A 24,650-nucleotide genomic window follows, 5' to 3' on the forward strand; every position below is an offset into this window, starting at 1 on the left:
CGCGGCCTGGCCCGCCCGCAGGCGTCAGAGCAGCTTGTCCTGGGTGAAGGGGACGTCCCGGAGGCGGCGGCCGATGGCGTGGTGGATCGCGTTGCCGATGGCCGCGGGCACGCCGGTGCCCGGTGTCTCGCCGAAGCCCCGCGCTCCGAGCGCCTGGCTGTCCGGGTCCGGCTCGTCCACGAACAAGGCCGTCACCGACGGCGTGTCGGCGCACACCGGCACCAGGTAGGTGGACAGGTTGGGGTTGACGACGCGCGCCGTGACCGGGTCCACCATCGTGTGCTCCATCAGCGCGAAGCCGACGCCCCAGGTCACGCCGCCGATGACCTGCCCGCGCGCGGTGCGGCGGTTGAGCACGCGGCCCAGGTCGTGCGCGGTCACCACGCGGGTCACGCGGAGCCTGCCCAGCCTCGGCTGGATGCGTACCTCCACGAACACCGCGCCGAACGAGTGACCTCGCGTGTTGGGCTTGCGTCCGGTGACCGTGACCTCCTGGCCGTGGCGGGCCATGACGTCGCGATAGGTGTCGCCGCGGTCGCCGGAGGCGAGCAGGCGGCCGTCCTCGGCCGCGACCTCCGCGGCGGGCACGCCGTGCAGCGGGGAGCGCGGGTCGGCGACGGCCAGCGCGATCACGGCGGCCCGCGCGCTCTTCGCCGCCTCCGACACCGGGCCCACCACGCTGGGCATCGTGGACGACCCCGCCGAGATGGACGCGGCGGGGTAGGTGGTGTCGCCGAGCAGCGTCGTGACGTGGCCGAGCGGCATGCCCAGCGCGTCGGCCGCGACCTGGCTGAGCACGGTGTAGGTGCCGGTGCCGATCTCCTGGCTGGCCGTCCGTACGGTCGCCCGCCCGTCGGGGCCGATCGTGAGGCGGACCTCGGAGTCGATGTGGCCGTAGGTGTGGGTCTCGGTGGCCATGCCCCAGCCGACGTACTCGTCGCCGTCCCTGGTCGTGCCCGGCCTGGGGTTGCGCCGCGCCCAGCCGAACTCCTCGGCGGCGGCCCGGTAGCACTCCAGCAGGTGCTTGCCGCCGTAGGGCCGCTCGGGCTCCCCGCCGGCCCAGGTCTGCTGGACGACGTCGGTGTGGTTGCGGATCCGCAGCTCCACCGGGTCGATGCCGAGCTCGTGGCTCAGCTCGTCCATGGCGGTCTCGAGGCCGAAGTGCGCGGTCGTCTCCGGCGAGCGCATGTAGCTCGACGTGGGCAGGTCCAGCCGCACGCCGAGCTGCCGCACGTGCACGTTCGGGCAGGCGTACAGCTGGAGCGTGGAGTCGCTGCTGTTGTAGATGCGGCCGTCCAGGCGGGTCACCTGCGCCGTGGAGGTGTCGGCGATCGCGGTCAGGCGACCCTCGCGGGTGGCGCCGAGCCGGAGGTGGTGGCGGTACTCGGCGCGGTGGCCGTTGGAGGTGAACATCTGCGCGCGCGACAGCACCAGCTTCACCGGACGGCCGGCCAGGCGGGCCACCGCCGCGGTGAGCAGCGTGTGCGGGTAGGTGGGGCCCTTGGCGCCGAAACCGCCGCCCAGGTAGGGCGAGATGACGCGGACGTCCTTGGGAGGATCGTCGGCGAACGCCTGCGTCACCATGTTGCGGGTGAAGACCACGCCCTGGGTGCTCTCGTACAGGGTCAGCGTGCCGTCGCCCGCCCACACGGCGGTGGTGGTGTGCGGCTCGATCGGGTTGTGGTGCTGCATCGGGCTGCTGTACGTCGCCTCGACGCGCACCTCGGCCTGTGCGAGCGCGGCGGCGGCGTCGCCGCGGCCGTCCTCGTTGGCCCTGCCGCGGAACCTGTCCGGCAGGAACGCCTCGTCGAGCACGTCCGCCATCCGCGCGACCGGAGCCTGCGCCCGGTAGCGCACCTTCACCAGGTTCGCCGCCTCCTGCGCCTGCTCCAGGGTCTGGGCCACGACGTAGGCGACCGGCTGCCCGCTGTGGTGCACCCGCGCGTCCTGCATGGGGATGTACGGCCGGTTGTACGGAAAGTCCGGCACCCTCAGCCGCGGCATGTCGGCGTGGGTGTAGACCGCGACCACGCCGGGATGCGCCAGCGCCGCCCTGGTGTCGATCTCCACGACCTCGCCACGCGCGATCGTGCTCATCACCAGGAACCCGTGCAGCGCGCCGGGCACCTCCTGGTCCGCGGCGTACCGGGCGGCGCCGGTGACCTTCGCCCGGCCGTCCACCCGTGCCACGCCCTGCCCCACCAGCCCGCTCATCGAAGCCCTCCCAGCTCGCTGAGGATGCTCGTCAGCGCCCGCTGAACGAGTTCGACCTTGAACGTGTTGCCTTCGCGCGGTTCGGCGTCCCGGACGAGGAGCCGGCCCGCCTCGGCGATCGCCTGTACGGTCAGCGGCCGGCCCCGCAGCGCGGCCTCGACGCGGGTGTCCCGCCACGGGAGGGTGCCGACGCCGCCGAACGCCAGCCGTACGTCCCGCACCACGCGCCCGCTGGTGCGCAGCGCCGCCGCCACCGACACCACCGCGAACTCGAAGGTGGCCCGGTCGCGCAGCTTCAGGTAGCGCGACTGCCCGGCCAGGGCGGTACGCGGCACGTCCACCCGCGTGATCAGCTCGCCCGGGCGCAGCACGGTCTCCTTGTCCGGGGTGGCCCCGGGAAGCAGGTAGAAGCCGGCGATGGGGACGGCGCGCTCGCCGCCGGGGCCGAGCAGGTGCACGGTGGCGTCCAGCGCGGTCAGCGCCACCGCCAGGTCCGAGGGGTGCGTGGCGATGCAGTGGTCGCCGCCGCCCAGGATCGCGTGTGCACGGTTGTGCCCGGCGATCGCGGGGCAGCCGCTGCCCGGCGTGCGCTTGTTGCACGGTGCGGCCGGGTCGCGGAAGTACCCGCACCTCGTACGCTGCAACAGGTTGCCGCCGATCGAGGCCATGTTGCGGACCTGCGGGGACGCCGAGGCCAGCAGGGCCTCCGACAGCATGGGGAACTCCCGCCGCACCCTGGGGTGCTCGGCGACCTGCCGCATCCTGGCCCCCGCGCCGACGCGCAGCCTCCTGGAATCGAAGGCGACCTCGTCGAGGCCGAGGTGGTTGACGTCCACGAGATGGTCGTGGGCCTGCGCGCCGTCGCGCATCAGGTTGAGCAGGTCGGTGCCGCCCGCCACGTAGGCCGGCGCGGACGTGCTCGCGGCGATCCGTACCGCCTCGGCCGGGCTGCCCGCGACCGTGTAGCCGAAGGTTCTCATCGCCGTACCTCCTTCGCGGCGTCGGCGACGGCGGCGACGATGTTCTGGTACGCCGCGCACCGGCACAGGTTCCCGCTCATCCACTCGCGGATCTCCGCCTCGGAGCCCGTGTGCCCCTCGTTGATGCAGGCCACGGCGGACATGATCTGCCCGGGAGTGCACGCTCCGCACTGGAAGGCGTCGTGCCGGATGAACGCCTCCTGCACCGGGTGCAACTCTTCGCCCCGCGCCAGCCCCTCCACCGTGGTGACCTCGGCCCCCTGCCGCATCACCGCCAGCGTCAGGCACGACTTGACCCGCTCGCCGTCGACCAGCACCGTGCACGCCCCGCACTCACCCCGGTCGCAGCCCTTCTTGGTGCCGGTCAGGCCCAGCCGCTCGCGTAACGCGTCCAGCAGCGTCACCCTCGGCTCCAGGACGACCTTGCGCGCCTGCCCGTTGACGGTCAGGGCGACCTCCACCGACGCCCCCGGGGCGACGGCGTACGCCTGGGCGGCGCCGGCGGGCCGGGAGGCCGCGGCCGCGGGAGCGGCGACGCCCGTGCCGGCGGCGGCGGCCGTTCCCGCCGCTGTCACCGCGATGGCCTTGAGCACCGTACGCCGGGTGTGCACCGGCCTGTCAGCCGGCGGATCGTGCTCCACCGGGGCCTGCGCGAGTCGTCGCCGCAGTTCGGTGATCCTCGCGCCCGTCTCCGGGTCGGGGTCGTCGGTCAGGTCGAACGAGACGATGTCCTCGACCAGCGGCAGTGCGGTCTCGTCGGCGAGGCGGTGCGCGGGGTGTGTCAGGAACTCGCGGTAGCCGTCCAGGTCTTCGACCACGAAGATGGCGCCCCACTCGTACTCGCCGCCGTGGTCACGGGCGACGGCGAAGGATCTCACCGACGGGATGGCCTCGCCCTGCTCACGCAGGCTCTCGAGAGCCTCCCTCCGCTGTCGCGGTGTCGTGTCCGGTTGGAAGGCGAACCGGATGCCGTGATAGATCATCGCGCCCTCTCCCTTCGTCAGGGGAACTTCAGGTGTCAGCTCTCGTTCACCTCGGCCCGGAGGATCCGGTCGTCCCCTCGGTGTCCGGCCAGCCGTAGCCGGCGCCCGCACGCAGGACGTTGATCTCGTCCCACGCGCTCGCGGGCACCGTCCGTGACGTCGCCGCAGGCGGCTCCCCTGCGGGACCGGGCGCCACGGCGTTGTTCGCCATGTCAGAGCCGCCGATAGGATATGAACAACTCGTCCACATATGACGGTATCATTGAAATGAACAAATCGTCCATAAAAAGAGGTGCGGATGTCCGAGGAGACTGCGGTCCGGCGCGGCCGGGGCCGCCGGCCGGCCGCGGAGGTGCGCGCCGCGGTGCTCGCCGCGGCCGGGCGCATCCTGCTGCAGGACGGCATGCAGGCGGTCACGTTCGACCGGGTCGCGATGGAGGCGGGATCGAGCAAGACCACCCTCTACAAGTGGTGGCCCTCGCCCGGCGTGCTCGCGGCGGAGGCGTACTTCGCCCACAGCCTGCGGGTGCTGGAGTTCCCCGACACCGGTGACGTGCGTGCCGACCTGATCACCCAGCTCACGGCGTTCGTGCGCTGGCTGAAGGAGGAGGGCGCGGAAAGGCCCGTCAGCGAACTCCTCGGCGCCGCGCAGATGGACGCGGACCTCGCCCGGGCCTGGTCGGAGAGTTACGCCCTCCCCCGGCGCGAACTCGCCCGGCAACGCCTGCGCCTCGCCGTCCAGCAGGGGCAGCTGCGGAAGGACGCCGACCTCGACATCATCGTGGATCAGCTGTGGGGAGCCTGCTACCACCGGCTGCTCGTGCTGAGAGTCCCCTTCGACGAATCGCTCGCCGAGCGCCTGGTCGACCAGGCGCTCCACGGCTCGGCGCCCCAGAGGGCGGCGGACCGCCCCTGAAGCGGATGGATCCCCATGAGATCCGAGCCGCGCTGGCGATCATGAAGAACGGCAAGATCGTGCTGGCCCGCGGCTACACCTACGACGACCGTTCCAGGCTGCCAGTAGTCCCGACGTCGACGTCCCTGTTCCGGGTAGCGAGCCTGAGCAAGAGCATCACCACGGCCGCCGTCATGCGCCTCGCGTAGGACGGCGAGCTGAGCCTGTCGGCCAAGGTCACGCAGTTGCTCGGCCTCACCCCGGCCGACGCGCGGATGGAGCAGGTGACGGTGCTCCGTCTCATGCAGCATCTCGGGCGGCTGGTGGTGCCGGTAGGCCACCGGGCACCTCAACACCTGGCACAGCGGCTCGATGTCCGGCACGTTCACCTACCTCGCGCGGCTGCGGAACGGGTTCGGCTACGCCCTGCTGTTCAACCAGCGCAAGGAGAGCGGTGCGCTCGACTTCGACGGGATCGACGCCGACATGAACAAGGTGACCGTGTCGTCTTGGCCGACCACCGACCTGACCTCGCAGTACTTCTGATTAGGTCGCGGCGCGGTCGCCGAGGGGGCGGCGGCGCAGGGCCGGGTCGGTCAGCGGGGCGGGGCTCCACAGGCCGACGGGGTGGTAGACGTTGGTGCCGGGCGGGACGAGCTCGTCGATCCGGTCGAGCACGGCGTCGTCGAGCACCAGCGACGCCCCCTTCAGCAGGCCCTCCAGCTGCTCCATCGTGCGCGGGCCGAGGATGACCGAGGTGACCGCCGGGTGTGACGCGGCGAAGGCGATGGCCAGCTCCGGCAGGGTGCGGCCGAGCTCGTCCGCCAGTTTCACCAGCTCCTCGACGACGTCGAGCTTGGCGGCGTTGACGGGGATGGACGGGTCGAAGCGCTCGGGGGCCCGCGCGGCGCGGGCGTGGGACAGGTCGATCTGCTGTCCCTTGCGGTAGCGTCCGGTCAGGAAGCCCCAGCCCAGCGGGCTGTAGGTGAGCACGCCCATGCCGAGCCGCTGCGCGGTGGGGAGCACGTCGCCCTCGATGCCGCGGGCCAGGATGTTGTACGGCGGCTGCTCGGTGCGGAAGCGGTACAGGCCGCGCTGCCGCGCCACGTGGTACGCCTCGACCGTCTCGTGCGCGGGGAAGGCCGAGCTGCCGAACGCGCGGATCTTGCCCTGCCGCACCAGATCGGTCAGCGTGGCGAGGGTCTCCTCGATGTCGGTCCGGTGGTCGGGGCGGTGGATCTGGTAGAGGTCGATCCAGTCGGTGCCCAGCCGCTTCAGGCTCGACTCCACCTCCCGGACGATCCAGCGCCGCGAGTTGCCGCCCCGGTTGGGCCCCTCCCCCATCGGGAAGTGCACCTTGGTCGCGAGCACCACGTCGTCCCGCCGGCCGCGCAGCGCCTTGCCGACGATCTCCTCGGACTCGCCCGCCGAGTACATGTCGGCGGTGTCGACGAAGTTGATGCCCTGGTCGAGGGCGGCGTGGATGATCCGGATGCTGTCGTCGTGGTCGGGGTTGCCGGCCGCGCCGAACATCATCGTGCCGAGGCAGTACGCGCTGACCTCGATACCGGTGCCACCCAGGATGCGATATCTCATACTTCGGAACCGTAGATTCTAGAGTCGGCTCTAAGTCAAACTGGGCGGCATGTCGGGGATGAGCATCGGCCAGGTCGCCGAGCGCACCGGGCTCAGCGTCCACACGCTCCGCTTCTACGAGCGGGAGGGGCTGCTGGCCCAGCCGGTACGGCGGGGAAGCGCAGGTCATCGGGTCTACACCGAGGACGACGTCGACTGGCTGGGTGTGTGCATGCGGCTGCGGGCCTCCGGCATGCCGCTGACCGACATCCGGCGCTACACCGAGCTGGTGCGGGCCGGGCAGGGCAATGAGGCGGAGCGGCTGGCGGTGTTGCGCGAGCATCGGGAACGGGTGCTCGCCCAGATGCACGAGCTCGACGAATGCCTCAAGCTGATCACCCACAAGGTGGCCCTTTACGAGGGGCGGCTGGGCCTGCGGGACGACGTCACGGAGTGCGCGCGGCCTGCGTTCACCGGGGCATCGCCCGGGCGTGCCGCGCCGTGAGCTCCCCCCCATCGCCCGTCCTTTGGAGTCTGCACATCCCGCACCTCCTCGCCGCGCTGGACGAGCACCAGCGCCGTGGCGATGAAGCCCTCCATGAGGGCGTGCAGGATCGGATGGTTCGCACGTTCGTAGCGATCGACCAGCGCGCCCACGAACGCGGTGAAAGCCGGCAGGTCGATCTGGCATTCGTCGCTCTCCATCGGCCCGAGCCCCGTCGGCAGGCCCGTCTCCGGCGCGAGTGCCTGGGCGGTGCGCAGGAACAGCGCGGAGACCCCGTTCGAAGGGTTCCACAGGACGTGCTCACCTACCTGGTAGTACTGGCTCACCGTGTCATCCTTCCGCGACGGCATCCCGGCCTTCCACCGCGGCCGGGTCCGTGACGTGCGGCGTGGAGGCCACGATGCGCACACGGTGGCGGCAACGCCGCGCGAACCCATCCGAGTGCGCCGGCTCCCTTCCGACCATGGCGTCGATGGGGAGAGTAGGGTGAGGTGGTGGACCGACGCATCTTCGGCCTGGAGAACGAGTACGGCGTCACATGCACCTTCCGGGGTCAACGCAGGCTGTCCCCTGACGAGGTCGCGCGCTACCTGTTCCGGCGGGTCGTGTCGTGGGGTCGATCGAGCAACGTGTTCCTACCTAACGGCGCCCGCCTCTATCTGGACGTGGGCAGCCATCCCGAGTACGCCACCCCCGAGTGTGACAACGTCGTGGAGCTGGTCACCCACGACAAGGCCGGCGAGCGGATCGTGGAGGGGCTGCTCGTCGACGCCGAGAAGCGGCTGCGCGAAGAGGGCATCGCGGGTGACATCTACCTGTTCAAGAACAACACCGACTCGGCCGGCAACTCCTACGGCTGCCACGAGAACTACTGCGTCGGGCGACATGGGGAGTTCGGGCAGCTGGCCGATGTGCTGATCCCGTTCCTGGTCACCCGGCAGATCATCTGCGGCGCCGGGAAGGTGCTGCAGACCCCGCGCGGAGCGGTCTACTGCGTGTCGCAGCGGGCCGAGCACATCTGGGAGGGCGTCTCCAGCGCGACCACGCGGTCGCGTCCGATCATCAACACCCGTGACGAGCCGCACGGTGACGCCGAGCGGTTCCGGCGCCTGCACGTCATCGTCGGCGACTCGAACATGAGCGAGACCACCATGTTGCTCAAGGTCGGCGCCACCGACCTGGTGCTGCGCATGGTGGAGGCCGGGATCGTGCTGCGCGACCTGAGCCTGGAGAACCCGATCCGGGCGATCCGCGAGGTCTCGCACGACATGACCGGGCGGCGGCGGGTGCGGCTGGCGAACGGGCGGGAGGCGTCCGCGCTCGACATCCAGCAGGAGTACCTGGGCAAGGCGAAGGACTTCGTGGACCGGCGGGGTGGCGACGCCGTCGCGCACAGGGTGCTGGAGCTGTGGGAGCGCACGCTGCGGGCCGTGGAGACCGGCAATCTGGACCTGGTGTCCCGGGAGATTGACTGGGTCACGAAATATCAGCTCATCGAGCGGTATCGGAAGAAGTACGACCTGCCGCTGTCCTCGCCCCGGGTGGCGCAGCTCGACCTCGCCTACCACGACGTGCACCGCAAGCGCGGGCTGTACTACCTGCTGCAGAAGCGCGGCTCGGTGGAGCGGGTGGCGTCCGACGTGAAGATCTTCGAGGCGAAGTCGGTGCCGCCGCAGACCACGCGGGCGCGGCTGCGCGGCGAGTTCATCCGCAAGGCGCAGGAGAAGCGGCGCGACTTCACCGTCGACTGGGTGCACCTCAAGCTCAACGACCAGGCGCAGCGGACCGTGCTGTGCAAGGACCCGTTCCGCAGCGTGGACGAGCGGGTGGACAAACTCATCGCGAGCATGTGACCGGGCAGAGGCGGTCCTCCAGCGCCCGGGGCAGCGGGTAAGGGCGCTCCGTGGGGATCAGCCGCTGGGCCCGTGCGGCCTGGCCGGTCTGGATCAGGGTGGCGGCCTTGCGGACCTGCGGGGTGAGGTCCGTGAGGCCGACGATCCAGTCGTCGGCGAACGTGCGGATCAGCCGGCGGCCGATGCCGACCTGGATGCTGTAGTGGTTGAGCGCCGCCCCGCGCGGCGAGCGTTCGGGATCCCACTGGACGTGCACGGCCGCTCCCGCCACCGCCGCCGGGTCCGCCGTCGTGAGGACGGCCTGCGACAGCGCCTCCTCCCAGCCCTCGCGCGTCATCCGCACCGCGAGAACGCGTTCCTGGCCCGGCTTGCGGGCCCAGTTGCTGCGGTGCATCAGCCACAGGAACGACGGCTTGATCCACGTCATCCGGTGGAACGAGAACGGCGCGACGAAGCGGCCCGCTCGCAGCGCCGCGTCGGCGATGGCCGGCGAGTACGCCTGGTAGACCACGATCGTGCCGACGTCGTGGTCGGCGCGGATCTGGTAGCGGGGTGCCATGGGTCGCACCCTGCCATCCGTCCCCTCGGCCGCGCGAGCCGTTTTCCCGCGCGGTCAGCCCGCACTGGCGGCGGGCTGGGGCGGCGGAGCAGGCGGGCGGCGCCGTCCAGCAGGGCCGCGATGGGCGCGACGACGGCCCGCGGGATGCCGCGGGCGGCGCTGACGTCGGCGCCCTGGGTGGCCAGCAGGGCGGTGAAGAAGGCGCGGACCGGCATGGGGGTGCCGTCGGTGACGTAGTACGGCACGCCGTGGCGGCCGTGCGTGAGGGACAGCGCGACGGCGTCGGCGAGGTTGCCGACGTGCACGAAGTCCATGATGTGCCGGCCGCCGTCGATCCACACCCACCGCCCCTTGCCGGCGGTCTCGGCCGTCTCGGCGAGGGTGGTCATCCCGGCGCCCCAGATGAACGGCGGGCGCAGGATCACCAGCGTCATCCCCGGCGACGGGGCGGCGCGCAACGCGTTCTCGGTGGCCAGCTTGACCCGGCAGTAGGCGATGAGCGGGGTGCCGTCGTCGGTGCTCTCGTCGACCACGGCGGCGCGCTGGGTGCCGGTGGACACGCCGGCGGCGCTGATGAGCACGAACCTGGACACTCCGGCCTTCAGCGCGGCCTCGTGCAGGGCGACGGTGGGGACGTGGTTGTCGGCCACGAAGCCCGCGTCGTCGCCCCAGAACTCCATGCGGGCCGCGGCGTGCACGACGGCGTCGACGTCGTTCAGGCGGTCCAGCCAGATCGGGGTGCCGGGCCCGGCCAGCTCGGCCAGGTCGCCGCGCAGCGGCTGCGCTCCGGCGTCGGTCACCTTTCGCGCGCTGGCGACGGAGCGGGCCAGGGCGAGCACGGTGTGCCCCTCGGCTCGCAGTTTGCGGATCAGGTGCTGACCGACGAAACCGCTTCCGCCAGTGAGGAAGACACGCATGAGAAGACTCCTAGTGACGCATCCGTGGGGTGATCCCCCGCTTCGGCCCACTCTGCTGCGATTCCGGACCGGGCGGTGGAAGAGCGCTCATCCTCGGAGCGCCACTCCCTGGTTGGCAGACAGGAATGGATCACGACAGAATGCGAAGCCGTCATGCATTTACCGCGACTGGAGGAATTTCCCTTGCGTCGTCCCCTTGGGTTATTAGCCGCGGCCACTCTCCTCGCCACGGTCGGCGCGCCCATGAGCGCTGCGCAGGCCGTCACGTCGGCCGCGGCCAAGGTCGGGACGGCGCAGGAGAACATGGTGGTGCGGCTCGTCAACGCACGGCGGGCGACGAAGAAGGGATGCCGGCCGGTCAAGCACCACCCGCAGCTCCACAAGGCCGCCCGCGGGCACTCGGCCGACATGGCGGAGCACAACTACTTCTCCAGCACCTCCCCCGACGGCCGATCGTTCAGGGACCGCATCGAGGAGGCCGGATTCACCGGCGGCACCGGCTTCGCGGAGAACATCGCCAGGGGCCACCCCACCCCGGCCAAGGTCGTGCGGTCGTGGATGGACACCCCCGGGACCAAGGTCAACATCATGAACTGCAGGCTGACCTTCATCGGGGTGGGCGCGGTCGAGGACGCCAATGGCGTGATCCACTGGACTCAGTACTTCGCGGGCAAGTGAGCTGAAGAAGGCCCATGTGGTGGCGCTCAAGGCGCCCGTTGAGTGATCCGGCCGAAGAAGTGCTCGCAGGCAATGTTCTCGTTATTCTGAAGCGTCCTGGTTTCGACGGAAAGGTCTGTCTGGAAATTCGGAAGATCTTTTAGGCTTTTCCTGACCGGTCGTTTGGCGACGCTCCACACTGAGGGCCGTGACAAACGATCTCCTCGACGCTTGGAACCGCCTGGTCCCTCCCTGTCGGCTCCATCAGGTGGCGGCGCTGCTCAACATGCCGCCGATGGACGAGACCGCAGCCCACGACGACAACGCTCCCCGGGCCCGGCAGTTGCTGTCGCTCTACACCGAGCTCGCCGAGTGGGCGAAGCTGTCGGCGCGGGCGGTCGAGCAGCTCGATGTGCCGGACGCTCACGCAAGCACGGAGCGGTTCGCTTATCTCATCGAGTACACCGATCAGTACGCCAAAGGCTGGCACCGGGCGCCGAGTGACCAGTGCGAGGGTGTCACCGTGGCGGACTCGGCCGAGGCGGTCGCTCAGACCGTGCTGCCTCGCTACATCACCCATCTGGCCGGGGATCTTGACAACTATGAGTTGTGGCTGACCGAGTCGTTCTCGCTGCGGGTGAGCGTGTGGCACATGGACAGCGCGGCGGCGCACCGTTATGGCCGGCGCTCTGCCTGGCCGCCTTCCGCGCAGGTGTTGCAGGACCTGCGGATTCCGCCACAGGCTGTTGAGATCCGTACGCCCAGCCAGATCAACCGGATCGTGGATCTGCACAACGCTCCGGGATGAGGGCGGCCGGGCGATGGGCTACAGTCGTCCGCCATGGCTGACTCCTCCTCCACCTACCTGACCGCGACGGCGGACGCCTACGACGCCGTCGCCGACCTCTACGCCGACCTTGCCCGCGACTCCCTCGGCCGCCTGCCGCTGGACCGGGCGATGGTCGCCGCGTTCGCGGAGCTCGTGCGGGAGAGCGGGCGCCGGCGGGTCGTCGAGGCCGGGTGCGGGCCGGGGTACATGACGGCGCACCTGCGTGACCTCGGGCTGGACGCGTACGGCGTCGACCTGTCTCCCGCGCTGCTCGACATCGCCCGCAGGGACTACCCTGACCTGCGGTTCGAGCTCGGCTCGATGGGGGCTCTCGACGTGGCGGACGGGGAGCTGGGCGGGCTGATCTCCTGGTACTCGATCATTCACCTTCCGCCGGCGGAGCTGCCCGCGTACTTCGCCGAGTTCCGCCGGGTGCTGGCTCCGGGGGGTCACCTGCTGCTGGGGTTCTTCGAGGCCGAGGGCGGGCCGGTGGTGGCGTTCGACCACAAGGTGACGACGGCGTACCGGTGGCCGATCGACGAGCTGGCGGAGCTGGCGGGCAAGGAGGAGTTCGTCGAGGTGGGGCGGATGTTGCGGGAGCCGCTGGAGGATGAGCGGTTCCGCCGTGGGCATTTGCTGATGCGCCGGCTCTAGGTACGAGGTGGTGATCAGCGGGTGGTCCGCTGATCACCGCTACGTCAGGCGCGTTTCCACAGGGCGGGGACGTTCGGGGGCTCCCAGCCGGCGAGTGCCGTGTGGGCCTGGGTGCACTCGTAGGTGAGGCCGTTGTACGTCACCCTGTCCCCCGCCCGGTAGGCCGTGCCGGCGCTCCACGTGCCGCCGGGCTGGGTGGCGGTCGGGTTCGGGGTGGGAGTGGGGGTGGTGGTCGGGGTCGGCGTCGGGGTGGGGGTCGAGGGGGTGCCGCCGCCGAAGTCCACGTCCGAGCAGGTGTAGAACGCCTCGTTGCTGCCGACCACCCGCTGCCAGATCGAGTAGAGGATGTGGCGGCCGGTGCGCTGCGGCAGGTTGATGGTCCAGTTGGTGAACGTCGTCGGGTTCTGGCCGTTGAAGGTCTTGATGGGCACCAGGTCGGACCACTTGAGGGGCATGGTGGGGTTCCAGCCCTCGCGGGTGATGTAGAACTCGAAGTTGCTGTTGGCGTGCGGCGCGGTGGCGTGGTAGGTGAGCGTGAACGCGCCGGGGCTCACCTTGGTCGCGGGCCAGTCGGCGCGTTGCAGGTCGAGGCCGCGGTACTTCTCGCGTCCCGCACTGCAGAGCTTGCCGTCAGGGATGAGCTCGCGGTGCCGGCCGCCCGCTTCGAGGAGGGAGACCTCGTTCCAGTCGTAGAACGCCTGGGTGCCGCCGGCGGCGACGGCGGCCTTGCAGGCGGCGGACTGCGGCGTCTCCGGGCCCTCGTTCTTGCAGACGTAGACGCGGCTGGGCGGGTTGGACATGGTGCCGTGGGCGTTGGCCGCGGAGGCGGGCAGCAGGGCCAGCAGTCCGGACGCCGCCACCGTCGCGGCGATCGTGCTCTTGCGCATGGGCGTACTCCTGGGGGTGGAAGGAGCTGGTGCGGAGGAGAAGGCGGTCGGCAGGGGAGACAGCAGTGCGGCGGCCGGTGGGATCAGGCTTCGTCGCACTCGACACTCCCTTTCGCAAGAGAATCCGTTAGGAAAGTTTCCTATGAGTTGAAGCGATGGTGACACGATCGGCGCCGCATCACAAGGCTCAATGTCAGGGTCTGCTGTCAGATGAATGGTTACAGCGGGTGATGGTGCGGATACGCTAAGGCCTATGGGGAGAGAGCTGTGCGTCGGCGCCGTCGTCCCGTGCACCGGGCGGTTGTCCCTGCTCGGCGACCCGCTGTCCTTCGTGCTGGCGCTCCTCGCGCCCGCCGTGCCGCACGTCGTCAACGGCGGCCGGCGGTACCCGCTCCGCCTGGCCTCCCGCGACAGCCGCTCCGACCCGGGCACGGCCCGCCGGGCGGTGCGCGAGCTCGTGGAGCAGGAGGGGGCCCAGGTCGTGCTCACCCTGGGCGGCACCCAGGTACTGCCCGCGGTCGCCGACGCCTGCGAAGAGCTCGGCGTGCCCTGCGTGTCCACGACGTTCCCCTGGCAGGCGTACGTGTACGGCCGCGGCGCCGACCCGTCCCGCCCGTTCACCTGGACCTACCACTTCGCCTGGGGCCTGGACGACATCGCCGGCGTCTTCGCCGAGATGTGGCAGCTGTGCGCGCCGCGCCCCGCCCCGGTCGGCTGCCTGTGGAACGACCAGCTGCCGGGCCGCCTGCTCCGGCACCCCGGGCGCGGCTTCCTGCCCCGAGCCGGCGGCCGGGGCCACCGGCTGGTGGACCCCGGCAGCTACCCGGAGCCCGCCACCACCTTCGCCCCGCACATCGGCTCCTTCCTGCGCGCCGGCACCGAGATCGTCACGACCGCCGCGACCGAGCGCGACCTCGCCCTCTTCCACCGCGAGGCCGCCGAGCACGGGCTGAGGCCCCGCCTCATCACCTCCTCGCGCTGGCTGACCTATCCGTGCACGGCGAGCGACCTGAGCGGCGCCGGCATCGCCACCCTCGTCTACTGGTCGCCCCGCCACCCGTACCGCTCCAGCCTCGACGGCACCACGCCCGCGCTGCTGGCCGAGACCTACGAGCAACGCACCGGCAACCAGTGGCTCCAGCCCCTGGGCCTGGCCTACGCCCTGGTGGAGGTGGCCGTGCACGCCCTGTCCACCGCCGGCGACCCCGCCGACCGGCGTTCGGTGGCGGAGGCGATCGGCCGTACCCGGCTGGAGACCATCGCGGGCCCGCTCGACTGGACCGGCGGGCCGACCCCGAACGTGGCCCCGATCCCGCTGGTGGGCGGGCAGTGGCAGCCGGGCGGCCGGCACCCGGCCGAGCTGGCGATCGTCACGAACACCCGCCTGCCGCAGCTGCGCACCGACGCCGACCTGACCTTCGCCCGCTGAGCACCCGCTGAGCAAAGGGCTATCCCTGGCCGCACGGGTCGGTGAACGGCTCGGCGCCGTCCTGCGGCGACAGGCTGCCCGACGTGCGCGCGCACACCTTCGCCAGCGCCCGCTCCGCCGTGAGCGGCAGGTCGTCGAACGTGCCGTCGTGCCCGACCACCCGCAGGTCGCCCGAGGGCAGGAACGCCAGGCGCGGCGCCGGGTCGGCGAGCGCCGGGTCGTACTGGACCGCCGCGGCCGGCCGGGGCTCGCCGCGCTGCCGGCCGGTGGTGAGGTCCACGACGGTGACGCGGCTGTCGTGCGCGATCGCCAGCGTCCGGCCGTCGGGTGAGAAGCGGGCGGTCAGGACGTCCCCCTCCACCCGGAAGAACTGACCGGTCGGCTTCCACGTCGCGGTGTCCCAGAGGGCGACGCCCCTGCTCCCGTACGGTGCGACGGCGCGGCGGCCGGTCGGGTCGAAGACCATCCAGGAGGTGGCCATGGTGCCCGGCCCCTGCGCGCCGGTCAGCGGTTTGCGCGTCTTCAGGTCGATGACGTCCACGCCCCAGGCGTCGCCGGTGGTCAGGTACCTGCCGTCGGGGCTGAAGGACAGCGGGCCCGCGTGGATGTTGGACAACATCGTCACCTTGCGCGGCTCGCCCGCCTCGGCGATGAACAGGCTGCCCTGCCCGTAGTAGTCGTTCGGGGCGGTGGAGGACAGCGCGAGCAGCCGGCCGTCCGGGCTGAAGGACAGCGTGTGGCCGAAGTCGTAGCCGATGGCGTCGGCGATCGAGCCGAGCTTGCGGCCGGTCGTCGCGTCGAGCAGGGTGAGCGGGACGCCGCGGTCGGTGTTGTTGGCCACGGCGACGGTCCGGCCGTCGGGGCTGAGCGCCGTCATCAGCTCCTCCTTGTCCTCGCCGCCGAGCAGGTGGAGGGCGCTCAGGCTGAGCACCTTGCCCTTCTGGGCGAAGCCGGCTCCCGACCAGGTCGTGATCCGGCGGCCGTCGAGGCCGAGCACCGTGCGGCCGTCGGCGCTGAGCTGCGGGCCGGAGTACTTCTCCGGCACCGCCCGCGCGGGCGCCGTGTAGCGGCCGAGGTCGTAGACGGTGGCCTGGCCGGCGTCGTCGAGCAGCGTGAGGCGCCGGTCGTCGGCGCTGAAACGGGGCCGCTCGGCGATGGCGGCGGTGGTGGTGAAGCTCATCAGGCGGGCGCCGTCCGCGACGCGCAGCAGCACCACCTCGGACGGGCGGCGCACCGTGCCGTACTCGGGCAGCCCCTCGTAGAGGAGCACGAACCGGCCGTCGGCCGAGAACTCCACCCCGCCGGCCAGCGGGAACTCAGGGCCCACCGGCTTGGCGCTCGCCAGGTCCCACAGCCGGATCCGGCCGTCCTCGATGCGCGCGACGCGCTTGCCGTCGGGGGTGAATGCCGCGTACTGCCCGCCGTACCCGTCCGGCAGCCCGGCGGGGCGGGCGGTGCCGCCGGAGGGAGGCGTGCGCAGCTCGGTCCGTCCCCCTGTGGACACCAGGGCCATCTTGTCCCCCGGCCCCACCTCCACGTCGGCCCCCGACGGCTCGCCGATCGGCACGAGCGCCCTGGTGCGGGTGCTCCAGAAGCCGAGCCACGGCCCGCCCAGGTTGGCGGTGGCCTCCAGGTAGCCGCCGCCGGGGCTGAAGCGCAGGCTCTGCGGGTACCTGCCGGTCGCGTCCATGGCCTTGCCCTCGCCGATCAGCTTGCCGCGCTTCAGGCTCCACAGCCGGATCCGGCCGTCGGAGCCGAGGGCCAGCGTGTCGCCGTCCGGGCTCAGGGCCGCCGTGAACGGCCCCTTGCCGACGCCGCCGAACGTGCGCGTCTGCCGGCCCGTGGCGACGTCATAGACGTGCACCTTGTCGCCGCCCGCGCTGACCAGCAGGGACCCGTCCTGGCTGAGGGCGCGGCCGGTGTTGTTCAGGTTCGGGTCCTTGAAGACGAGCCGCTGCGGCTGGGCGAGCGAGCTCAGCACCGCCGCCTCCGACTCGGGGACCCGCGCGATCCGGTACGCGGCCACGCTGAGCAGCATCGCCCTGGCCGGGTCGTCGCCGCGGATGGCGTCGGCCTGGAGCGCGAGGAGCCTGGCCCGCTCCTGGGTCTGCTTGTCGGCGAGCTGGCTGGTGCTGGCCTGGCTGGCTCTGGTCTGCTGCCAGGCGATCACCCCCGCCACCAGGGCGGCGACCAGCAGGACGGCGACGCCGGTCGTCAGGAGCCCGCCCCGCCTGCGCCGCGCGTCCGCCTCGGCCTTGGCCGCCGCCAGGAACTCCGTCTCCGAGGAGTTCAGCGCGAGGTGCGACGGGAGCGTGGGCGTCCAGGACAGCGCCTCGCGCAGCGCCGTGCCGCGCAGCAGGTCATCGGGGTTGCGGCCGTGCTCGGCCCAGTGCCGGGCGGCCTCCCCCAGCCGGCGGTGCCGGGCCAGCGCCTCGCGGTCGGCGCCGACCCACTCCTGGAGACGGGGCCAGGCCCGCAGCAGCGCGGGCTTGGCCAGGGACACCGTGTCCACGCCGTCCTCGGCGGCGCCCTCGTCGAGTGGCACATCGCCGGTGGTGCGCTCCCGGACGACGAGCCGGGCGTTCTCCAGCTCGCCCAGCACGTACGCCGAGCCGGCCGCCCCGTCGGTCAGCTCCTCCAGCCGCGCCCGCCGGGCACCCTCCTGCCCGTCCCGGACGTCCACCAGCCGCAGCAGCAACCGCTTGGCCTGCTCGCGGGCCGGCGCCTGCAGCGCCGCGTAGGTCTGCTCGGCCAGCATGCCGAGCGCCGGCTCGCCGGCGAGGGCGTTCGGCGGCCGGACGGACGCCGCCGCCTGCGCGCCCTCGGCCATCAGCGACTCCTGGGAGGCGCCCCCGAGCAGCCCGGTCAGCAGCCCGTGCGCCGACGGCCGGCCCGCCGGGTCCTTCGACAGCGCCGCCGCCACCAGCCCTCGCAGGCCGGGCGGGAGCACCGCCAGGTCGGGGTCGTGGTTGAGGAGCCGGTGGATCACCGCCACCGTGGTCGGCGCCTCGAACGCGTTGCGCCCCGTGGCCGCGAAGTACACCAGCGCACCCCAGGCGAACACGTCGGCCGAGGCGTCCGCCCGGCCGCCGGCGAACACCTCGGGCGCCATGTACATGGGCGTGCCCGTCAGCTCGCCCGTCGAGGTCATGGACAGCCCGGCCGCCCGCGCGATCCCGAAGTCGATCACGCGGGGGCCGTCCTGGCCCAGCAGCACGTTCTCCGGCTTGAGGTCCCTGTGCACGACCCCGGCCTGGTGGATGGCCGCCAGCGCCGTCGCCACCCCGACCGCCAGCCGGTGCAGCTCGTCGCCGACGAACGGCGCCGCCCTGCGCAGGCTCGGCCCCGCCACGAACTCGGTGACCAGGTAGGGCCGCTCCCCCTGAAGATCGTGATCGACGATCCGCGCCGTACAGAACGACGCCACCCGTTGCGCCGCCGCCACCTCCCGCATGAACCGGCGCCGCAGCGCCGAGTCACCGGAGAGGTAGGCGTGCAGCACCTTCACCGCGACCCGGTTGGCCGCCTCGTCATAGGCCTCGTAGACGACGCCCTGACCCCCCGCACCCAACTGCCCCGCCAGCCAGTACCGGCCCAGCCGTTCCCCGTCCATGCGCCGTTAGACGCATGCGGCACGCCCTTGGTTGAGGTCGTCTCTCGGGTGGACGGGAGGAGGACCTTAAGGGTTCCGTAAGCGGGCTTCGCGAAGCTGAAGGCACATCGAGCAGCCGCAAGGCTTCCAGCAGGAGGAACATCATGAGGACGATCGCCGCAAGCCTGTTCATCTCCCTCGACGGCGTCGTCGAGAACCCCGGCGACTGGCACTTCCCGTACTTCAACGACGAGATGGGCGCGGCCGTGAGCGGGCAGATGGCCGACACCCTGCTCCTCGGGCGCAAGACGTACGACAGCTTCGCGGGGGCGTGGCCGGGGATCGAGGCCGCGGGCGGCGAGGACGCCGGCTACGCCAAGTCGCTGGGCGACGCGCGCAAGATCGTGGTGTCGCGTCAGGAGCTGGAGTTCACCTGGCGCAACTCCGAGCTGCTGCGGGGCGACCTGGCCGAGGCCGTGACCGCGCTGAAGAACGAGCCCGGGGGCCGGATCGCGGTGAGCGGCTCGGTCTCGGTGATCCGGCAGCTCCTGCGGGCGGGGCTGCTCGACGAGCTGCACCTGCTGGTGCACCCGATCGCGGTGCGCAAGGGCGAGCGGCTGTTCGACCAGGGGGACGAGACGATCCCGCTGGAGCTGGTGAAGTCCGAGACGTTCTCGACGGGGGTGCTGTACCTGGTCTACCGGCCCGCCAAGGACTCCTGATGTCAGCCATGGTGTCAGGGCGGCGACGGCCCGGTATCAGCGCGGCCGGTGATCGTAGGGCCCATGAACAACAGCGCAGAGCTTGAGAAGATCATGCAGGAGATGGTCGAGGCCGGGATCGTCGGCGTGACCGTCCGGGTCCGCGACGAACGCGGCGAATGGACCGGCAGCGCCGGCGCGGCCGAGCTGGGCGGGGTGGAGGCGCCGCCGGTGGACGGGCATGTGCGGATCGGCAGCAACACCAAGACCTTCACCGCCACGCTGGTGCTGCAGCTGGTGGCCGAGGGCCGCATCGAGCTGGACGCGCCGGTGGCCGGCTACCTGCCCGAGCTCGATCTGGACGGGCGGATCACGGTACGGATGCTGCTGCAGCACACCAGCGGCGTGTTCAACTTCACCGGCGAGTACTTCGAGGACGGCACCTTCGTGCCGGGCATCCCGGCCACCCAGGCCGGCCGGGAATGGGTCGAGCGCCGCTTCCACACCTACACCCCGCACGATTTGGTGCGGGTGGCGCTGGCCCAGCCGGCCCGGTTCGAGCCGGGCACCGACTGGAGCTACAGCAACACCAACTACGTGCTGGCCCGCCTGCTCATCGAGCGGGTCACCGGCCGCACCGTCGCCGAGGAGATGCACCGGCTGATCCTCGCCCCGCTCGGCCTGACCGGCACCGTGCAGCCCACCACCCAAACCGCCATCCCGGCCCCGTACGCGCACGCCTACTACCGGCTGGAAGACCAGACGGTGGACGTCAGCGAGCACAACCCGTCATGGATCTCCAGCGGCGGCGACATGATCTCCACCACGGCGGATTTGCAGACGTTCCTGCACGCGCTGGTCACCGGCCGGCTGCTGCCCGCCGAGTTGCTGGCGGAGATGTTCACGCCGGAGGGCAAGGCGAGCTACGGGCTGGGCGTGTTCGTGCAGCCGGCGCCCGGCGGCGGCACGCTGATCACGCACAACGGCGGCATGGCCGGCCACGCCGCCCTCATGTACGCCACCCCCGACGGCGGCACGGTGCTGACCGCGGCACTCAACTACGTCGATGACAGCGACCTGTCCATGGCGGCGGCCTTCCAGCAGGCCAACCAGCGCCTCGTCCAGGAGGTCTTCGGCCAGGGCTGAGCCGCGTCAGTTCCCCACGCCGAGGTCGGCCATGAACCTGGAGGGGTACCGGTCCCCGCGCGCCGCCCCCGCCGGCACGGCCTTCTCGATCTCGGCGAGGTCGTCGGCCGTGAGGACCAGGTCCATCGCGGGCAGCGCCTCGGCCAGCCGCTCGCGGGTGCGGGCGCCGGCCAGCGGCACGATGTCGGTGCCCTGCGCGGCCACCCAGGCGATGGCGAGCTGGGCGACGGTGCAGCCCTTCGCGTCGGCGACCTGGCGCAGCGCGTCCACGAGGGCGAGGTTGTGCTCCAGGTTGTCGCCGGAGAAGCGGGGGCTGAAGGCGCGCGCGTCGCCGGGGGCGGGCTTCCAGCGGCCGGACAGCAGGCCGCGGCCGAGCACCCCGTACGCGGTCAGGCCGATGCCGAGCTCCCGCAGCGTCGGCAGGACGTCGGTCTCGGCCGCCCGCGTCAGCAGGGAGTACTCCATCTGTAGGTCGGCGATGGGGTGCACGGCGTGGGCCCGGCGGATCGTCTCCGCGTCGACCTCGGAGAGCCCGATGTGCCGCACGTACCCGGCCTCGACCATCTCCTTGATGGCGCCGACCGTCTCCTCGATCGGCACGGTGCGGTCCAGCCGGGCCGGGCGGTAGATGTCGATGTGGTCGGTGCCGAGCCGGGTCAGCGAGTAGGCCAGGAAGTTCTTGACGGCCTGGGGGCGGCCGTCCTGGCCGCCGAACTCGGAGCCGGGCCCGCGCAGCTGGCCGAACTTGACGCTGAGCCGGTAGTCGTCCCGGTTGCGGCCGCGCAGCGCCTCGGCGAGCAGCAGCTCGTTGTGGCCCATGGCGTAGAAGTCGGCGGTGTCGATGAGCGTGACGCCGGCGTCGAGGGCGGCGTGCACGGTGGCGATGCTCTCGGCGCGGTCGGAGGCGCCGTACCCGCCGGACATGCCCATCGCGCCCAGGCCCAGCGCGGAGACGGACGGCCCGGTACGGCCCAGGGTTCTGGTCTGCATGATGTCTGCCTCTCAGGTGGTTTTCCCCCAGCTTGGGGTGGGGGCGAGGCGGGCGGGAGCGGAGCGTTCATCATGGGAGAGCCGCTCCCTGGCTCCGCTCGCCGGCCGCAAGGCAGGATGGAGGCATGGAACGTGAGCAGCTCGCCGACTTCCTGCGCCGCCGCCGCGAGGCGATCCGCCCGGCGGAGGTGGGCCTGGCCGACAGCCCCCGCCGCCGCACGAGCGGTCTGCGCCGGGAAGAGGTGGCGATGCTCGCCGGCATGTCGGTCGACTATGTCGTACGCCTGGAGCAGGGCCGCAGCAGCCAGCCGTCCACGCAGTTGCTGGGGGCGCTGGCGCGGGCGCTGCGGTTGTCCGACGACGAGCGCGACCACCTGTTCCACCTGGCCGGGCACCATCCGCCGCCCGCCGACGAGGTGGCCCGCCTGGCCCGGGCCGGCATGGTGCGCATGCTCGACCTGCTCGGCGACACCCCGGCCGTGGTGCTGTCGGACCTGGGCGAGGTGCTGGCCCAGAACCGGGTGTCGCTCCTGATGATGGGCGACCACACCCGTCACACCGGCGACCGGCGCTACATGGTGTACCGGTGGTTCACCGATCCCGCCGCGCGCGGCGTCCACCCGCCGGAGGAGCAGGAGCACCAGGCCCGCCAGATGGTGGCCGACCTGCGCGCGGTCGCCGGCCGCCGGTCCAGCGATCCGGTGGTCACCGGGCTGGTCGAGCGGTTGCGGGAGGCGAGCGCGCACTTCCGGCGGCTCTGGGCGGAGCACGAGGTGGCGGTGCGGCGCGCCAACCGCAAGACCCTGCTGCACCCTCGGGTGGGGCGCCTGGTGATGGACTGCGAGACGCTGCTCACGCCCGACCAGGGGCAGCAGCTTCTGGTGTTCACCCCGGCCGACGCCGAGACGCGCGAGCGGCTGGAGCTGCTGCGGGTGCTCGGCACGGAGGAGTTCCCCTCCGAGGTCTCGGGCCGGCTCGAACGCTGAGGTCGGGGGCGGCTCCCGAAAATCGTTTGCCCCGAAAGGTGACCTCAGGGGACCGTGGTGTCGCCCGCCACACCCTTTGATCAAGAGAGCATCTTTGTCCCAGCACCAGGCCACCGTCGCCGTGTTCGCCTCCCCCACGAGCTGGATCGAGTCCGACGCCGTCGCTCAGTGCCACCAGGTGGCCGCCCTCGACGGCATGATCCACGTGGCCGGCATGCCGGACCTGCATCCCGGCAAGGGCGCCCCCATCGGCGCCGCGATGACGTCGACCGTCCTCTACCCGTTCCTGGTGGGCTCCGACATCGGCTGCGGCATCGCCGTCTTCCCGGTCAGGCTGAAGCGGGCCGATCCCGAGAAGCTCGCCGCCCGCTTCCCCGACCTCGACCGCGTGCCGGAGGACGACGACCCGGCGCTGGACGTGGTGAAGGGCGACGTTCCCGCAGGTCACCTGGATGGTCTCGGCACGGTCGGGCGGGGCAACCACTTCGTCGAGCTGGCCCGCGTCGGCAGCGTCCTCGACCAGGGGCACGCGAGCCGGCTCGGGCTCGCCGCGGGCGATCTGGTGCTGGTCGTCCACAGCGGGTCGCGCGGGCTGGGTGAGCGGATCCTGCGGGAGCACACCGAGGTCCACGGCGCGGGCCCCGCCGCCGATCCCGCCGGCTACCTCGCCCGGCACGACGAGGCCGTGCGGTGGGGGTCGCTCAACCGGCGGCTGCTGGCCGCGCGGGTCGCGCACGCCCTGGGGTTCGAGCCGGCCGAGCCGATCGTCGACCAGTGCCACAACCTGGTCGAGGTCCGTGACGGGAGCTACCTGCACCGCAAGGGGGCGGCGCCGGGCGACGGGCGGGACGTGCTCGTCGCCGGTACGCGCGGCACCCCGTCGTACCTGGTGGCCGCGCACGCCGGGCCGGACGCCGGCCATTCGGTCGCGCACGGCGCGGGCCGCAAGATGTCGCGGGCGGACGCGCTGCGCCGGGGGAAGGCCAAGCACACGGTCGAGGAGCTGCGGCGAACCCCGTTGGGGTCGGTGGTGGTGTGCGGCGACCGGCAGCTGCTCTTCGAGGAGGCGCCGACGGCGTACAAGCGGATCGAGCAGGTGATCGCCGACCTGGTGGCGCACGAGCTGGCCACGCCGGTGGCCACCACGATCCCGCTGGTCACGTACAAGACGCCAGAACTGCCGAAGGAGCACCGCCGCAGGCGGGGGCGTTCCTAGGTGAGGCCGACGGTCTGGTGCTCGGCCTCGACGACGAGGACGACGCGGTCCTGCTCCCGGGAGTAGGGCTGCCCGATGTACTTCGTCGAGATCTCGTCGATGATCTCCCAGGCGGCGTCGCCCTCGATCCACTCGACGACCCGGCCGCGCACGATGACCGGCTGGTACGGGTTGTCGGCGGGCGCCACGGAGAGCGCCACGCGGGGGTCGCGGCGCAGGTTGCGGGCCTTGCGCGACTGCGGCCCCGTGAGGAAGACGATGTGGTCGCCGCGGGTGCCGACCCAGAGCGGGATGCTGTGCGGGGAGCCGTCGGGCAGGACGGTGGCGAGGTGGGCCAGGGCGGTGCTGTCGAAGGCGCGGCGGACTTCGGGGTCGAGCGTCATCTTCTTCTCCTTGCCGAATGAGGGGGTGATCAGTGCTGGACCTGGTAGTGGAGGTGGGTGACGCCGGGGGCCGGGACGGCCTCCAGCAGGCGCAGGCGTACGTGCGCGGGCAGCTCCTGGAAGAAGGGCCGGCCGCCGCCGAGCAGGATCGGCACCTGGTGCAGGATCACCTCGTCGACGAGGCCCGCCTTGAGTGCCGCGGTGGTGACGCCGCCGCCCATCAGGCCGACGTCCTTGCCGCCGGCGGCCTGGCGGGCGGCGGCGATGGCGTCCTCGATGCCGGTGGTGACGAGGATCTGCCGGTCGGTGATCTCGGGGGCGGGCCGGTGGCTGAGGACGACCAGCCGGGCGTGCGGGTGCGGGCTGCCGCCGCCGAAGTGGTCGGAGTCCTCGTACGTGTTGCGCCCCGCCACGACCGCGCCGACACGGGCGGCGAGGGCGTCGAAGACCCGGGCGCTGGGCGCGCTCAGCGTGAACCCGTCGAAGACCTGGCTGGGCGTGTCGCCGTCGAAGTACCAGTCGAACAGCGTCGCGGCGTCGCCGAGCCCGCGGCCGGGGCCTGGCTCGCGGCCGGTGATGTATCCGTCGACCGATACGGCCAGGGCGGTGATGACCTTGCTCATCTGCGCGATCCTTCCGGGGTTCCTTGAGGAGACTCCACGACCGTAGCACGCCGAAGTTCCCTTAGGGAACCCCAAT

26 protein-coding genes and 1 pseudogene are annotated in these 24,650 nt (G+C 71.9%); 13 read left to right on the forward strand and 14 right to left on the reverse strand.

Translation table 11 applies throughout. The features are described from left to right. Positions 1 to 24: 24 nt before the first annotated feature. From HCN51_RS46535 to HCN51_RS58565, 5 genes and pseudogenes are all read right to left on the reverse strand, one after another. Positions 25 to 2,214, reverse strand: a complete 2,190-nt coding sequence (locus HCN51_RS46535) for a xanthine dehydrogenase family protein molybdopterin-binding subunit (protein ID WP_168018340.1) — start codon at positions 2,212 to 2,214, stop codon at positions 25 to 27. Next, positions 2,211 to 3,194, reverse strand: a complete 984-nt coding sequence (locus HCN51_RS46540; RefSeq protein WP_168018341.1) for an FAD binding domain-containing protein — start codon at positions 3,192 to 3,194, stop codon at positions 2,211 to 2,213. Before HCN51_RS46540 ends, HCN51_RS46535 begins: the two co-directional genes overlap by 4 nt. Next, entirely contained in the window at positions 3,191 to 3,655 is a 465-nt protein-coding gene (locus tag HCN51_RS46545; protein WP_346434040.1) for a (2Fe-2S)-binding protein, read from the reverse strand. Before HCN51_RS46545 ends, HCN51_RS46540 begins: the two co-directional genes overlap by 4 nt. A gap of 258 nt (positions 3,656 to 3,913) precedes the next feature. Continuing rightward, positions 3,914 to 4,177: pseudogene (locus HCN51_RS46550) on the reverse strand (Dabb family protein); the annotation flags it as partial. Positions 4,178 to 4,223: 46 nt separating this feature from the next. Next, entirely contained in the window at positions 4,224 to 4,388 is a 165-nt protein-coding gene (locus tag HCN51_RS58565; RefSeq protein WP_206068681.1) for a hypothetical protein, read from the reverse strand. An 87-nt stretch (positions 4,389 to 4,475) separates the two neighbouring features. On the opposite strand from HCN51_RS58565, the gene HCN51_RS46560 reads away from it, so the two are divergent. The 3 genes from HCN51_RS46560 (at position 4,476) to HCN51_RS60560 (ending at position 5,618) form a co-directional block, all read left to right on the forward strand. Beyond that, positions 4,476 to 5,093, forward strand: coding sequence for a TetR/AcrR family transcriptional regulator (locus tag HCN51_RS46560; protein WP_168018342.1), 618 nt, complete (start codon positions 4,476 to 4,478; stop codon positions 5,091 to 5,093). 5 nt (positions 5,094 to 5,098) lie between these two features. Beyond that, positions 5,099 to 5,281, forward strand: a complete 183-nt coding sequence (locus HCN51_RS60555; protein WP_240973969.1) for a beta-lactamase family protein — start codon at positions 5,099 to 5,101, stop codon at positions 5,279 to 5,281. 163 nt (positions 5,282 to 5,444) lie between these two features. After that, complete coding sequence (locus tag HCN51_RS60560) at positions 5,445 to 5,618, forward strand: hypothetical protein (RefSeq protein WP_240973970.1); 174 nt, start codon at positions 5,445 to 5,447, stop codon at positions 5,616 to 5,618. Here HCN51_RS60560 and HCN51_RS46570 read toward each other — a convergent pair whose 3' ends face one another. Then, on the reverse strand, positions 5,619 to 6,668 hold the full coding sequence (locus HCN51_RS46570) for an aldo/keto reductase (protein WP_168018343.1): 1,050 nt from the start codon (positions 6,666 to 6,668) through the stop codon (positions 5,619 to 5,621). A 58-nt stretch (positions 6,669 to 6,726) separates the two neighbouring features. Between HCN51_RS46570 and HCN51_RS46575 the strand changes: the two genes are divergently transcribed. Next, positions 6,727 to 7,152, forward strand: a complete 426-nt coding sequence (locus HCN51_RS46575) for a MerR family transcriptional regulator (protein WP_168018392.1) — start codon at positions 6,727 to 6,729, stop codon at positions 7,150 to 7,152. Here the strand turns inward: HCN51_RS46575 and HCN51_RS46580 are convergent. Then, positions 7,062 to 7,478, reverse strand: a complete 417-nt coding sequence (locus HCN51_RS46580; protein WP_168018344.1) for a DUF6086 family protein — start codon at positions 7,476 to 7,478, stop codon at positions 7,062 to 7,064. The two genes, HCN51_RS46575 and HCN51_RS46580, sit on opposite strands and share 91 nt — an antisense overlap. 168 nt (positions 7,479 to 7,646) lie before the next feature. On the opposite strand from HCN51_RS46580, the gene pafA reads away from it, so the two are divergent. Then, positions 7,647 to 9,005, forward strand: a complete 1,359-nt coding sequence (gene pafA, locus HCN51_RS46585; RefSeq protein WP_168018345.1) for a Pup--protein ligase — start codon at positions 7,647 to 7,649, stop codon at positions 9,003 to 9,005. Here pafA and HCN51_RS46590 read toward each other — a convergent pair. Both HCN51_RS46590 and HCN51_RS46595 read right to left on the reverse strand, forming a co-directional pair. Further along, positions 8,989 to 9,516: a DUF4291 domain-containing protein gene (locus HCN51_RS46590; RefSeq protein WP_346434041.1), complete on the reverse strand. Its 528-nt coding sequence runs from the start codon at positions 9,514 to 9,516 to the stop codon at positions 8,989 to 8,991. The genes pafA and HCN51_RS46590 overlap by 17 nt on opposite strands. Next, positions 9,429 to 10,481: an NAD-dependent epimerase/dehydratase family protein gene (locus HCN51_RS46595; RefSeq protein WP_346434036.1), complete on the reverse strand. Its 1,053-nt coding sequence runs from the start codon at positions 10,479 to 10,481 to the stop codon at positions 9,429 to 9,431. The genes HCN51_RS46590 and HCN51_RS46595 overlap by 88 nt, the downstream gene beginning before the upstream one ends. Before the next feature lie 243 nt (positions 10,482 to 10,724). On the opposite strand from HCN51_RS46595, the gene HCN51_RS46600 reads away from it, so the two are divergent. The 3 genes from HCN51_RS46600 (at position 10,725) to HCN51_RS46610 (ending at position 12,621) form a co-directional block, all read left to right on the forward strand. Further along, a complete protein-coding gene (locus HCN51_RS46600) occupies positions 10,725 to 11,159 on the forward strand; it encodes a CAP domain-containing protein (protein WP_168018347.1) in 435 nt (144 codons plus the stop codon). Positions 11,160 to 11,346: 187 nt separating this feature from the next. After that, complete coding sequence (locus tag HCN51_RS46605; protein ID WP_168018348.1) at positions 11,347 to 11,946, forward strand: hypothetical protein; 600 nt, start codon at positions 11,347 to 11,349, stop codon at positions 11,944 to 11,946. 33 nt (positions 11,947 to 11,979) lie between these two features. Next, positions 11,980 to 12,621: a class I SAM-dependent methyltransferase gene (locus tag HCN51_RS46610; RefSeq protein WP_168018349.1), complete on the forward strand. Its 642-nt coding sequence runs from the start codon at positions 11,980 to 11,982 to the stop codon at positions 12,619 to 12,621. A gap of 44 nt (positions 12,622 to 12,665) precedes the next feature. Here the strand turns inward: HCN51_RS46610 and HCN51_RS46615 are convergent, their stop codons facing one another. Continuing rightward, a complete protein-coding gene (locus HCN51_RS46615) occupies positions 12,666 to 13,508 on the reverse strand; it encodes a lytic polysaccharide monooxygenase (RefSeq protein ID WP_168018350.1) in 843 nt (280 codons plus the stop codon). 253 nt (positions 13,509 to 13,761) lie between these two features. Between HCN51_RS46615 and HCN51_RS46620 the strand changes: the two genes are divergently transcribed. Then, positions 13,762 to 14,937: an ABC transporter substrate-binding protein gene (locus tag HCN51_RS46620; protein ID WP_168018351.1), complete on the forward strand. Its 1,176-nt coding sequence runs from the start codon at positions 13,762 to 13,764 to the stop codon at positions 14,935 to 14,937. Positions 14,938 to 14,956: 19 nt separating this feature from the next. Here the strand turns inward: HCN51_RS46620 and HCN51_RS46625 are convergent, their stop codons facing one another. After that, complete coding sequence (locus HCN51_RS46625) at positions 14,957 to 18,550, reverse strand: WD40 repeat domain-containing serine/threonine protein kinase (protein WP_168018352.1); 3,594 nt, start codon at positions 18,548 to 18,550, stop codon at positions 14,957 to 14,959. Between the two features lie 143 nt (positions 18,551 to 18,693). Between HCN51_RS46625 and HCN51_RS46630 the strand changes: the two genes are divergently transcribed. Further along, positions 18,694 to 19,251, forward strand: coding sequence for a dihydrofolate reductase family protein (locus HCN51_RS46630; RefSeq protein ID WP_206068682.1), 558 nt, complete (start codon positions 18,694 to 18,696; stop codon positions 19,249 to 19,251). 63 nt (positions 19,252 to 19,314) lie between these two features. After that, a complete protein-coding gene (locus HCN51_RS46635) occupies positions 19,315 to 20,376 on the forward strand; it encodes a serine hydrolase domain-containing protein (protein ID WP_168018353.1) in 1,062 nt (353 codons plus the stop codon). 6 nt (positions 20,377 to 20,382) lie between these two features. On the opposite strand, the gene HCN51_RS46640 is transcribed toward HCN51_RS46635, so the two are convergent. Continuing rightward, positions 20,383 to 21,366, reverse strand: coding sequence for an aldo/keto reductase (locus tag HCN51_RS46640; RefSeq protein ID WP_168018354.1), 984 nt, complete (start codon positions 21,364 to 21,366; stop codon positions 20,383 to 20,385). Between the two features lie 125 nt (positions 21,367 to 21,491). Here HCN51_RS46640 and HCN51_RS46645 point away from each other — a divergent pair, with 125 nt between their 5' ends. Together HCN51_RS46645 and HCN51_RS46650 are read left to right on the forward strand one after the other, a co-directional pair. Then, positions 21,492 to 22,352: a helix-turn-helix transcriptional regulator gene (locus HCN51_RS46645; RefSeq protein ID WP_168018355.1), complete on the forward strand. Its 861-nt coding sequence runs from the start codon at positions 21,492 to 21,494 to the stop codon at positions 22,350 to 22,352. Between the two features lie 94 nt (positions 22,353 to 22,446). After that, positions 22,447 to 23,568, forward strand: a complete 1,122-nt coding sequence (locus tag HCN51_RS46650; protein ID WP_206068683.1) for an RNA ligase RtcB family protein — start codon at positions 22,447 to 22,449, stop codon at positions 23,566 to 23,568. On the opposite strand, the gene HCN51_RS46655 is transcribed toward HCN51_RS46650, so the two are convergent. Together HCN51_RS46655 and HCN51_RS46660 are read right to left on the reverse strand one after the other, a co-directional pair. Continuing rightward, positions 23,565 to 23,951 (reverse strand): PPOX class F420-dependent oxidoreductase, encoded by a 387-nt coding sequence (locus tag HCN51_RS46655; protein ID WP_168018357.1) that lies wholly within the window; start codon positions 23,949 to 23,951, stop codon positions 23,565 to 23,567. The two genes, HCN51_RS46650 and HCN51_RS46655, sit on opposite strands and share 4 nt — an antisense overlap. Before the next feature lie 29 nt (positions 23,952 to 23,980). Further along, positions 23,981 to 24,574 (reverse strand): dihydrofolate reductase family protein, encoded by a 594-nt coding sequence (locus tag HCN51_RS46660; protein WP_168018358.1) that lies wholly within the window; start codon positions 24,572 to 24,574, stop codon positions 23,981 to 23,983. Positions 24,575 to 24,650: the final 76 nt, after the last annotated feature.

The organism is Nonomuraea composti, assembly GCF_012034275.1.
Taxonomy (GTDB): domain Bacteria; phylum Actinomycetota; class Actinomycetes; order Streptosporangiales; family Streptosporangiaceae; genus Nonomuraea; species Nonomuraea composti.